We start from the raw sequence: 10,566 nt of genomic DNA, 5'->3' as shown, positions 1-10,566 counted from the left end.
TAACACAATAAATTATGGATTGGCAACTCGTAAACTTTATTTTTGATTATTATTCAACCCTTGATTCGCATTAAAAGCAATACAATAAACCAATATCGAAATGGTATGGATTATCGAGATTTTTTATTAGGTTTTGCAAAATCAGAATGTTTAAGAAAATTTGGTTTTGGTACAGACTTGATAAACGTGACTTTCAATGGCTACACACAAATTTGAGTTAAACCTAAAAGTATATGACGTTGATTTACTAAAAATTATAGAGACAGATGAATATAAATCTTGTGTGCATGGTAGGACTAAGAAAGCAAAAAATAACTTCTTGTACACGTTGGTTTTAGGTGCTATTTTATTGTTTGTGCGCGCGCCATACTAATATCTTATAGTTTCAGGCAAAATAATTATTTGGTTGTTAGGTGATTTTAATAGATAAGTTTATAAGATTACAGGAGTTTTAAATATGATTTCATCTGATAGTCCGGCATTTCCAGTAGAAAAGCTGTCGCCAACTAATGGCTTGACTAAGAAAGAATATTTTGTGGGTTTAATACTGCAAGGTTTATTAAATAATGTAACTATTGGGCAAGGATTTAGTGCAAAATCTTATGATTTATATGTTGATACGGCAATAGCTATTGCAGATAAATTGCTAGAAAAACTTGATTAGATTAATACATATAAACGGCAATATCTGGTCGAGTAAGCGAGAGGAACTAACTACAACATAGTGGCAGAGTTCTTTGTTAAAGTTATTTTCACTTATTTATATATTAGTCTAGTGATCCATTCAATTAATTTCATTTTTAATTTTGGTGATTGTTTAACCCATTTTGCTTTTTGCTCACGAGACACGCGCATTTGTATAAAAGAATCTTTAGTCTTATCTTTTTTAGCATTTAGATTATGTATATTCCCATGCATTTCTAAAACTTCGTAGCTAAGATTTATTTTAAGAGCAAAATCTAGCAGTAGACACCTCCAAAAAATTACTTTAGGATAAACCGCGTTTACAACAGGGGTGCCTTTGGCTGAGAGCAAAATGTAAGTTTTGTAACCCTTTGTACCTGAACTAGTTAGTACTAGCGTAGGAAGTTGTTATAACGATTTGTATTTTGTACTGTGCTTGAAATGATTGGCGCGATATATCACAAAAAGTTTTCCTACGCATGTAAAAGGCAAAATCTAAGGAGCCATACATGCCACAGCATAAAAAAACAGCATCAACTAGCGACAAAGCGTCATTGACCTTATCGGCTGATTTACAAGCAGCTTATCCCGCATCGAGCAAAAAATATCTTAAGACGGATGACGATCTTCACGTGCCTTTTCGCTATATTGCCCAGAGCGATACGCTAACCGAGCAAGGGCGCGTGCAAAATCCTGAGATTGCGGTATATGATACCTCCGGTCAATATAGTGATGAGTCTTATAGTCATGATTTAGTTGAAGGCTTGCCTAAATTGCGTCAAGCATGGATCAAAGACAATAATGAAATTGAAACATTAGAAGACTTTAGTGCTGAGTTTACCCATACACAAAAAGATTTGGCATTTCCCAAGCGTGCTAAGCCATTAAAAGCAAAGCAAGGTAATAATGTCACGCAAATGCATTATGCGCGTCGCGGAATAATTACCAAAGAAATGCACTATGTTGCACTGCGTGAGAATCTCAAACGTGCAAATGCGCATATTCAAGATCCTGTTTTACTTAAACAACACCCCGGTGTTGATTTTGGCGCAAACATTCCCAATGAGATAACGCCTGAGTTTGTGCGCCAAGAGATCGCTTTGGGACGCGCGATTATTCCAAGCAACATCAATCATCCAGAAATGGAGCCGATGATTATAGGGCGCAATTTCAGTGTCAAAATCAATGCCAATATTGGGACATCTGCGGTGAGTTCATCGATTGCTGAGGAAGTCGAAAAAATGGTGATTGCAACGCGTTGGGGTGCCGATACAGTGATGGATTTATCAACGGGTAAAAACATTCATCAAACGCGTGAGTGGATTATTCGTAACTCACCTGTACCCATTGGTACGGTGCCAATTTACCAAGCGCTTGAAAAAGTTGACGGTCAAGCAGAAAAACTCACATGGGAGATTTTTCGCGATACCTTGATTGAGCAAGCTGAGCAGGGAGTGAGTTATTTCACCATTCATGCGGGTGTGCGTTTGAAATATATTCATCTAACTGCTAAGAGACTAACAGGTATTGTCTCGCGCGGTGGCTCAATCATTGCCAAATGGTGTATTGCGCATCACAAGGAGAGCTTCATCTACACACACTTTGATGAGATTTGTGAAATTATGAAAGCCTATGATGTTGCCTTTTCTTTGGGTGATGGCTTGCGTCCAGGTTCTATTTTAGATGCCAATGATGAAGCGCAATTTGCAGAGCTTGAGACTTTGGGTGAGCTAACCAAGCGCGCGTGGGATCACGATGTGCAGGTGATGATTGAAGGACCAGGGCACGTACCGATGCAAATGATTAAAGAGAATATGACCAAAGAGCTTAAGGATTGCTTTGAGGCACCGTTTTATACCCTGGGGCCCTTGGTGACGGATATAGCACCTGGTTATGATCATATCACATCAGCGATAGGTGCTGCACAAATTGGCTGGTATGGCACGTCAATGCTTTGTTATGTGACACCGAAAGAGCACTTAGGCTTACCCGATAAAGAGGATGTGCGCGAGGGTATCGTTACCTATAAGTTAGCAGCGCATGCAGCAGATTTAGCTAAGGGTTTTCCTGCGGCACAAATTCGTGATAATGCCTTATCAAAAGCCCGTTTTGAGTTTAGATGGCAGGATCAGTTTAATTTAAGCCTTGATCCACAAAAAGCACAAAGCTTTCACGATCAGACATTGCCAAAAGAAGGGCATAAGCTTGCACATTTTTGCTCGATGTGCGGTCCTAAGTTTTGCTCGATGAAAATCACTCAAGAGGTGCGTGATTATGCTAAAGAACATAAACTTGATTTAGCGGATGTTGCAAGCAAAGGCATGCAACAGAAAAGTGAGGATTTCTTAGCGCAAGGCGCTGAAATTTATCATGTCGAATAGCATGCGTGTTGCGATTGTTGGTGGCGGTCTTGTTGGGCGCATACTGGCAATCACATTGCTTGAGTCATTTGCTGACATTAGGGTTGATCTATATGACAAAAGCGCTGATTTTAGTGGTAAATCAAGTTGCGGTTATGCGGCAGCTGGCATGATTGCACCTGTTTCTGAAGCATTAGATGAAGGGCAAATGATCTATGATCTATCATGTTCTTCAGCAGAGGCTTGGCAGTGTATAGACCGATGGTTATTGGGTGGTATTTTCACTCAAACAGGAACTAATGTCATTGCTCACCCTTTGGATCTGAGTGATCTTGAAACCAAAATTGCGCGTGCTCAAGGATTGAAACTACATGAACATGCTTATGCACAAATTCCATTAATAGATCAATATAATCAAGGTAAGCTTGCTCATCGCATGCTCCATATTGAGAGTGAAGGTTGTGTTCATGTGCCGCGATTTTTTAGCCAATCAACACTTTACTTAATGGATCATCCACGTGTCTCGTTACACTTGACACAAGATGTTTCCAAAGCTCAATTGCAAGATTTGCAAAGAGATTATGACTATGTCTGTGATACACGCGGGCTGAGTGCTAAAGATAGCTTCAATGATTTATATGGTATTCGTGGTGAGGCTTTAGTGGTTTATGCCCCTGAGGTGAACATCACAGGAATCACTAGATTGTGCCATCCGCGCATGCCGCTATATATCGTGCCACGTGGCCGTGGAGTTTATTATATTGGCGCGACGATTGTCCAATCAGAGGATATGAGTCAAATGAGTGTGATTTCACAGCTTACTTTATTAAGCGCTTTAGTAACTGTTGATGAGGGTTTTGCCGAAGCGCGGATTATCAAAAACTTCACTCAAGTACGCCCGTGCTTTAAAGAGGGCTTGCCAAGGCTCATCCAACAGAATAACCTGATAACACTTAATGGTTTTTATCGACATGGTTATCTTTTAGCACCCATCTATGCGTTAAAAGTTGTCGATAAGATAAAGAATGATATAAAAATGACGGTGGAAAAAGCATGATAGAGATCGTATTAAATGGTGAGAAAAAGCAACTGAAAACTCAGCAATCATTACAGGCGTTATTAACTGATATCGGCTTTGCTTCAAGCTATGCTGCAGTTGCGGTTAATAAATCAATTATTGATCACAGTGCTTATGATACAACACAAATTAAACAGGGTGATGAGATCGATATTCTCACACCCATGCAAGGTGGTTAGATGGAGCAATTACAGCTTTATGATATGAATCTTGATTCACGCATGCTTTTGGGGACAGCGCTATACCCAAGCTTGGAGAGTATGTGTGATGCGATTAATACGTCACAAACGCAAATGGTCACCGTGGCATTGAAGCGTGAGTTACATGGTGGTAAAAATAACTTTTTCTGGCAGAGCATACAGCAAAGTGGCTGCCATGTATTACCTAATACTGCAGGCTGTAAAACAGCAGATGAAGCGCTGATGATTGCTAAGGCAGCAAGGCAAATTTTCAATACTGACTTTATTAAGCTTGAAGTCATTGGTGATAATCATACCTTGCAACCCAATGTGTTTGAGCTTGTTAAAGCAGCAGAAACTCTCATTGATCAAGGGTTTAAGGTGCTACCATATTGCACTGATGATTTAATCGTCTGCCAGCAACTGGTCAATTTAGGCTGTGAAGTGATTATGCCACTAGGTTCTTATATAGGCAGTGGACAAGGTATTGTTAACCCATCGGCATTTAAGCTGTTACGTTCGCGCTTAAAAGATACTACACTCATTGTTGATGCCGGTATTGGTACACCATCGGATGCTGTCTTAGCCATGGAGCTTGGATTTGATGGCGTACTCTTAAATAGTGCGGTGGCATTAGCTGAAAACCCGCCACTGATGGCAGATGCCTTTCGTTTAGCAATTGAGTCTGGTAGAAGAGCATATTTAGCTAAACGTATGCCGCAAAGAGAGCTAGCACAGTCAAGTACACCACTGCAAGATACGCCATTTTGGCATCAAATAAACTAAATTAAGCTATATTGTGTTATGTGATTTTGTGTTCATGATAAGTATTTTGAACGTTTAGGTTACAAGGAGTGAATATGTCAAATACAAAGGAAACGCGAGTAAGAAATAAACCAATGATTGCCGTCTCAAGCTGTCTTTTGGGTAATAATGTTCGTTTTAATGGTGCTAATTCTCATAAGAAAATGATCACCCAAGAATTGGCACTTGTTTTTGATTACCAGCCTGTTTGTCCAGAGATGTCAGCAGGTTTTGGTGTGCCGCGTGAGCCTATTTATCTTGAGTTGAAAGAGAATGACAATATCGTGGCAATGAAACATGATCAAGTTACCGATGCCAGCGTGCAATTACAACAAGGTGTTGATAAAGCCGCATCAAGCCTTCAAGATATTGACGGCTTTATTTTAAAAAAGTCCTCACCTAGCTGCGGCAATGGCAGTGTTAAACTTTACAATGATAAGCATGGCATCATTCATAACAAAGCAGATGGTTTTTTCGTGGCGCATATTAAAAAGCATTGCCCACTTTTGCCACTTGAGGATGAAGGTCGTTTAAATGATCCTTATTTGAAAGAGCATTTTATCAAACGTGTGCTATTGACTAGACAAGCTAAAAATGAAGTATTACATGCACAAAGCATTAATGAGCTGATGGCTTTCCATACACGTCATAAAATTATCTTACGTTTACATCATCCTGATGCGCAAAAAGCGCTGGGTCGCTTGCTTGCTAATGGACATCGGCAAAACTTTGAATTGGTTAAGAAAAGCTATTATGAAATGTTCTTAATGGCGCTGCAAAGAGTAGCAACGCGAGGCAAACATCATGCGATTTTGCAGCGCATGTTGCGTGAGATAAACAAATTGATCTCAAAACAAGAACGTGATGATTTGCAACATAAAATCAAACAGTATCATTTAGGTATTTTGCCGTTAGCAGTGCCTGTTGAGATTATTAAACACTACCTTACGCGTTATGATGTCGAGTTTTTAGCGCAACAAAGTTATCTAAATCTATACCCAGAATCGTTGGGGCTTATGAGTAAAATGTAATGATAAAAGAAAATAATAAAGTCAACCTGTTAGTCATTGGTGGTATTGATCCAACAGCACACGCCGGTGTGTTACAAGATATCAAAGTGGCTAACTATTTTAAGGTAGATTGTGCTGCCGTGATATCGGCAAATACTGTGCAAAATGATCGTGATTTTATAGCGCTTAACGCTGTTGAGGATGCTATTTTCTATGAGCAATTTACAGAGATTGTCAATAGTCATAAACCACAAGTGATTAAAAGTGGCGTGCTAGCTTCGGTTGCCCAAATTAAGATGCTAAGTAAATTTTTGCAAGCTAATCCACAGGTGAAATATATCTGTGACCCAGTGATTGCAACAAGCTCAGGTGGTATGTTGATGAGTGCGGATATTATTAGTGTATTCAAGCAGCAGTTATTGCCATTGTGTTACTTATTAACACCAAATTTACCTGAAGCGGCTATTTTGTTAAATGATGAGAGTATCAATCAAAAACCATATGTTGAGATTGCGCACACATTAAAAAGCTTATATGGAATACAATATGTCTTATTAAAAGGAGGACATGCTCTAGTCAAAAACCAAAGGAGCTGTGATTATTTGACACTTGCATCTCAACAAGGTGTGCATTATCAAAGCAAAGCAGTCTATGAGGGTAATATACGTGGTACGGGTTGCGCCTTAGCGAGCAGTATTGCGGCTCTTGTGGCGCAAGGTCAGGAAATAACAGAAGCAATATGTATTGCCAAATATCATCTATCACAACAGATGGATAAAGCGGTTAATGACCTACCCCAATTAGAGGTTAAAAATTTAAGTTATTATGCTCAAGATGCCATGGATCATGCGAATTATTTGCCAGAGGTGAGTTATCAAAAAGCTGAGCATAAAAAGTTTCCACAAATGTATCATCCAATAGGTTTTTATCCCGTTGTTGATCATGTTGATTGGGTGGAAAAATTGGCGAAATTAGGTGTTAGAACCATTCAGTTGCGACTAAAAGACTTATCCCCAGATGCGTTGGAAGCTCAAATTAAAAAAGCAAATAGTGTTGCTAAAGCCTATAACTTATCTTTGTTTATTAATGATCATTGGCAGCTGGCGATTAAACATCAATGTTTTGGTGTGCACTTAGGACAAGAAGATTTAGATACTGCCAATTTGCATGAGATTGCTCAAGCAGGATCGCGTCTAGGAGTCAGTACGCATAACTATGTTGAGTTAGCGCGCGCATTAACTCTTAAGCCTTCATATATTGCGTTAGGTCCCATTTACCAGACAACGACCAAAGAGATGAAGTTTAATGAGCAAGGATTAGATAAATTGCGTATTTGGCGTAAGCTTTGTCAAGAAACACCGCTTGTCGCCATTGGTGGAATTTTTGAGTCACAAATGCCTGATGTCTGGCAATGTGGTGTCGATGGTGTTGCAGTTGTGAGCTATATAACCAAGGCTCAAGATCTGCAAAGAGCAGTGACAACAGCGCAAGACTTTGAGCAAATAGCGCTGGGAAATCGCATTGAATGTAGTATATGATGACATGCTTTAATAAAGATGGAAGTGACATATCAGGAGCACATAATGAACGTTAAGCCAATCAAGAGTATCAAAAATATCAAGAAAGTCATTTTTACAAGCTGTGCAGCAACAGTGATGGTTTTATTTAGCAATAGTGCGTTAGCGAACCAAAAACTATTGCGTGTTTGTACCACAGGTGATTATCCGCCATTGACATCATACAATGCAAATACGGAGGAGTATAAAGGCTTTGCAATCACTGTCGCAAAAGAGTTTGCGCATAAGATTAAGCGTAAAGTTGAATTTGTGCATAGTACATGGTCGACCTTAAGTGATGATCTTAAAACAAAATGTGATATCGCGATGGGTGGTATTAGTTATACGCCTGAGCGTGCAAGCATGTTTTATTTATCAACGGGCGTGTTGTCGAACCAAAAAGCCCCTGTGTTTTCTAAAGCAAATGAGTCTACGTTTAAAAACCTCGCAAGCATTGACCAAAAGGGTGTGACCGTTATTGAGAATAAAGGGGGCACAAATCAGCCTTTTGCTGAGAGCTATATTCGTAACGCTGAAGTAAAGATTTTGCCAACCAATGCAGAAGTGTATGCCTGTTTGAACAAATACCCTCAAAAGAAACTCGTTATGTTTACTGACAAAATTGAAGTGCAATACCGCGCAGATATGAAAGATAGTGTGTTGAGTGATAACGGACTTAAATTTGATTTAAATTCTATCTCAGGCAACAAAGTCAGCCAAAAGGTTTTTATGACCAATAAAACCAAAGATGGCAAGTGGTTAATTAAGGAAATGAACAGCTTTTATAAGTATCATAAACAAGACTTTAATATGTGGTATCAAGATGCCTTAAAAACACAATATCCTGCAGTGAAGGCGAGTTGCCCATTTTAGTGTTTTAGATCATAGGATAAATAATGGATTATCAGAAAATTATCGATGAATACCCGCAAGAATATTGTGCGCAGCTTGAGCTTTGCTATGGTGAGGGTATGATGTCAGAAGGCGGGAGCGAAGCTATTGATCAGCTGTTTTCAGGTATTGACTTACACAATAAAAAGGTATTAGAAATTGGTTTTGGTCAAGGCGGTTTGGCTCAATATATTTCAGGTAAATATCCAAGCATTGATTATCATGGTGTTGAGATTAATGCCGATATGGTTAAGCATGCAAATAAGCATTACAAGAAACCAAACACGCATTTCTATCACTTAGAAAACCCTGATGTTTTGCCTTTTTCTGAGCTAAGCTTTAATTTGATATTTTCCAAAGGTGTATTGGTGCATTTGGATAATAAACTGCCATTATTTACAGAAATACATCGTGTTTGTAAAAAAGATGGAATGTTTATTGTGAATGATTGGTTAAGTCCAGATGGAATAGGTTTTGGAGAGCTTGTCGATAAAATGTGTGAGCTTGAAGGGTTAACGCTTTATCCAACGACAATGATCCAATATATTGAAGTATTAACAGCGGCGGGATTTTTAGTAGAGTCGATGACTAGCGAAAATAAAGCGTATGCACAATATAATGCCGATGTTGTGACACGTTTGCAGCAACAAGCAATAAAGCAGCAATTTCTAGCCACGCATAGCAAAGAAGAATATCAAGAATGTATTGATGCCTATGACTGGATTTCACAGGCTTTTGCACAGGAGAGTTTGTTATTAAGACATTTTGTAAGCAGGAAAATTAAACAATGAAAACCCATGAAATCGTACACCCCATCGTTCAGCATAAATTAAGCCTATTAAGGGATGAGTCGACTTCAAGTCGTGACTTTAGGATGATCACTAGCGAGCTTGCCATGTTGTTATGTTATGAAGCATTAAGTGATCTAATGGTTGAAGAGGAGATTATTGAGCATTGGCAGGGGCGGCTTGCGGTACCTATGCTTAAAAAGCCACTACCAACTTTTTGCCCAATACTGCGTGCGGGACTTGGTATGTTAGATGGAGCGTTATCTTTATTACCCAATGCGCCGGTGACAATGATCGGTATCGAGCGTGATGAAGAGACTGCTAAGCCACGCGAGTATTACTTCAAAGCATGTGTTGACATTAATAAACGCATTGCAGTCATTCTCGACCCGATGCTTGCCACTGCCGGATCAATCAATAAAACGATTTCACTGCTTAAATCTGCAGGATGTAAGCGCTTTATTGTGGTGACGTTATTAGCCTCACCAGAGGGTGTTGCGATTCTTGAGAAAGCGCATCCCGAGGTTGAGCTTTATACCGCTTCAATTGATCAATGTCTTAATGAAAAAGCCTATATTATCCCTGGACTTGGTGATGCAGGTGATAAAATTTTTGCAACTCGTTAGCTGCGGATATGCTAAACTGATTCATAAAGATTTTTACATCTTGACCTATTAAGTGATACATTCTATAATTTGATTAAATTAATCAAATAGGTTTATTTAATCATGATAAGCAGTACAGAGTTTAAGACACATTTAGGTGAGTATTTAACTGAAGCAATGCATAAAGCTGTTTTTGTCAAACGCCGATCAAATGAAGCTGTCCTGATCAGTAAAAAGGAATATGATAGATTGCAATCTATTGAAGATTCATATTGGCTTAATAAAGCATTAGAAGCTGAAAAAGATGGATATATTGGTGTTGAAAAAAGTATGGATAAGCTAAAAAATGCTCTTGATAAATCTAAGTAAACAAGCTGATAAATTTCTTGATAAGTTACCACCAAAGCAATTTAAACAAATCGTAAAAGAACTATTTAGGCTAGCTAAAAACCCTGAGCAACAAGATGTTATAAAACTCAAAGGTTCTGATGACTTTTTTCGTAAAGACGTCGGTGAGTATCGAATAATCTATAGGACAGATAGTGAAATACTTTATATAACTGTAGTTGGAAAAAGAAACGATGATGAGGTCTACAAAATTTTTGATCGAA

The 10,566-nt window shown here is 38.8% G+C and carries 13 protein-coding genes and 1 riboswitch; all 13 genes read left to right on the top strand.

The annotated features are described in order from the left end of the window. Positions 1 to 196 precede the first annotated feature (196 nt). Positions 197 to 373 (top strand): hypothetical protein, encoded by a 177-nt coding sequence (locus ACY10D_RS03245; protein WP_486999344.1) that lies wholly within the window; start codon positions 197 to 199, stop codon positions 371 to 373. An 84-nt stretch (positions 374 to 457) separates the two neighbouring features. Further along, positions 458 to 664, top strand: coding sequence for a hypothetical protein (locus ACY10D_RS03240; RefSeq protein WP_486999343.1), 207 nt, complete (start codon positions 458 to 460; stop codon positions 662 to 664). Between the two features lie 337 nt (positions 665 to 1,001). Beyond that, positions 1,002 to 1,105, top strand: a riboswitch (TPP riboswitch). Between the two features lie 88 nt (positions 1,106 to 1,193). Next, positions 1,194 to 3,065, top strand: a complete 1,872-nt coding sequence (gene thiC / locus ACY10D_RS03235; RefSeq protein ID WP_486999342.1) for a phosphomethylpyrimidine synthase ThiC — start codon at positions 1,194 to 1,196, stop codon at positions 3,063 to 3,065. Further along, positions 3,055 to 4,101 carry an FAD-dependent oxidoreductase gene (locus ACY10D_RS03230; RefSeq protein ID WP_486999341.1) on the top strand — a complete coding sequence of 349 codons (1,047 nt, stop codon included), beginning with the start codon at positions 3,055 to 3,057 and terminating at the stop codon, positions 4,099 to 4,101. Before thiC ends, ACY10D_RS03230 begins: the two co-directional genes overlap by 11 nt. Continuing rightward, a complete protein-coding gene (thiS, locus tag ACY10D_RS03225) occupies positions 4,098 to 4,301 on the top strand; it encodes a sulfur carrier protein ThiS (protein WP_486999340.1) in 204 nt (67 codons plus the stop codon). Before ACY10D_RS03230 ends, thiS begins: the two co-directional genes overlap by 4 nt. Then, the gene (locus tag ACY10D_RS03220; protein WP_486999339.1) at positions 4,302 to 5,087 is read left to right on the top strand and encodes a thiazole synthase; all 786 of its coding nucleotides are present in this window, start codon (positions 4,302 to 4,304) and stop codon (positions 5,085 to 5,087) included. 74 nt (positions 5,088 to 5,161) lie between these two features. Beyond that, complete coding sequence (locus tag ACY10D_RS03215) at positions 5,162 to 6,136, top strand: YbgA family protein (RefSeq protein ID WP_486999338.1); 975 nt, start codon at positions 5,162 to 5,164, stop codon at positions 6,134 to 6,136. Then, positions 6,136 to 7,653 carry a thiamine phosphate synthase gene (gene thiE, locus ACY10D_RS03210; RefSeq protein WP_486999337.1) on the top strand — a complete coding sequence of 506 codons (1,518 nt, stop codon included), beginning with the start codon at positions 6,136 to 6,138 and terminating at the stop codon, positions 7,651 to 7,653. Before ACY10D_RS03215 ends, thiE begins: the two co-directional genes overlap by 1 nt. A gap of 45 nt (positions 7,654 to 7,698) precedes the next feature. Then, the gene (locus tag ACY10D_RS03205; RefSeq protein ID WP_486999336.1) at positions 7,699 to 8,544 is read left to right on the top strand and encodes a transporter substrate-binding domain-containing protein; all 846 of its coding nucleotides are present in this window, start codon (positions 7,699 to 7,701) and stop codon (positions 8,542 to 8,544) included. A 23-nt stretch (positions 8,545 to 8,567) separates the two neighbouring features. Further along, on the top strand, positions 8,568 to 9,353 hold the full coding sequence (locus ACY10D_RS03200) for a class I SAM-dependent methyltransferase (RefSeq protein ID WP_486999335.1): 786 nt from the start codon (positions 8,568 to 8,570) through the stop codon (positions 9,351 to 9,353). Continuing rightward, on the top strand, positions 9,350 to 9,976 hold the full coding sequence (upp, locus tag ACY10D_RS03195) for a uracil phosphoribosyltransferase (protein ID WP_486999334.1): 627 nt from the start codon (positions 9,350 to 9,352) through the stop codon (positions 9,974 to 9,976). The genes ACY10D_RS03200 and upp overlap by 4 nt, the downstream gene beginning before the upstream one ends. Before the next feature lie 102 nt (positions 9,977 to 10,078). Next, positions 10,079 to 10,324 carry a type II toxin-antitoxin system prevent-host-death family antitoxin gene (locus tag ACY10D_RS03190; protein WP_486999333.1) on the top strand — a complete coding sequence of 82 codons (246 nt, stop codon included), beginning with the start codon at positions 10,079 to 10,081 and terminating at the stop codon, positions 10,322 to 10,324. After that, on the top strand, positions 10,302 to 10,566 hold a 265-nt coding region (locus ACY10D_RS03185; protein ID WP_486999332.1), incomplete at its 3' end, for a type II toxin-antitoxin system RelE family toxin. The genes ACY10D_RS03190 and ACY10D_RS03185, both read left to right, overlap by 23 nt.

The organism is Cysteiniphilum sp., from assembly GCF_057495195.1.
This window is presented reverse-complemented; position numbering and strand designations above follow the sequence as displayed.

Bases quoted from the DNA above. Each gene is read 5' to 3' on its own strand.
- ACY10D_RS03220 (WP_486999339.1), top strand. From the start codon at position 4,302: ATGGAGCAATTACAGCTTTATGATATGAATCTTGATTCACGCATGCTT.
- ACY10D_RS03200 (WP_486999335.1), top strand. From the start codon at position 8,568: ATGGATTATCAGAAAATTATCGATGAATACCCGCAAGAATATTGTGCG.
- ACY10D_RS03240 (WP_486999343.1), top strand. From the start codon at position 458: ATGATTTCATCTGATAGTCCGGCATTTCCAGTAGAAAAGCTGTCGCCA.
- ACY10D_RS03190 (WP_486999333.1), top strand. From the start codon at position 10,079: ATGATAAGCAGTACAGAGTTTAAGACACATTTAGGTGAGTATTTAACT.
- thiE (WP_486999337.1), top strand. From the start codon at position 6,136: ATGATAAAAGAAAATAATAAAGTCAACCTGTTAGTCATTGGTGGTATT.
- ACY10D_RS03205 (WP_486999336.1), top strand. From the start codon at position 7,699: ATGAACGTTAAGCCAATCAAGAGTATCAAAAATATCAAGAAAGTCATT.
- ACY10D_RS03245 (WP_486999344.1), top strand. From the start codon at position 197: ATGGCTACACACAAATTTGAGTTAAACCTAAAAGTATATGACGTTGAT.
- ACY10D_RS03215 (WP_486999338.1), top strand. From the start codon at position 5,162: ATGTCAAATACAAAGGAAACGCGAGTAAGAAATAAACCAATGATTGCC.
- thiS (WP_486999340.1), top strand. From the start codon at position 4,098: ATGATAGAGATCGTATTAAATGGTGAGAAAAAGCAACTGAAAACTCAG.
- thiC (WP_486999342.1), top strand. From the start codon at position 1,194: ATGCCACAGCATAAAAAAACAGCATCAACTAGCGACAAAGCGTCATTG.
- ACY10D_RS03230 (WP_486999341.1), top strand. From the start codon at position 3,055: ATGTCGAATAGCATGCGTGTTGCGATTGTTGGTGGCGGTCTTGTTGGG.
- upp (WP_486999334.1), top strand. From the start codon at position 9,350: ATGAAAACCCATGAAATCGTACACCCCATCGTTCAGCATAAATTAAGC.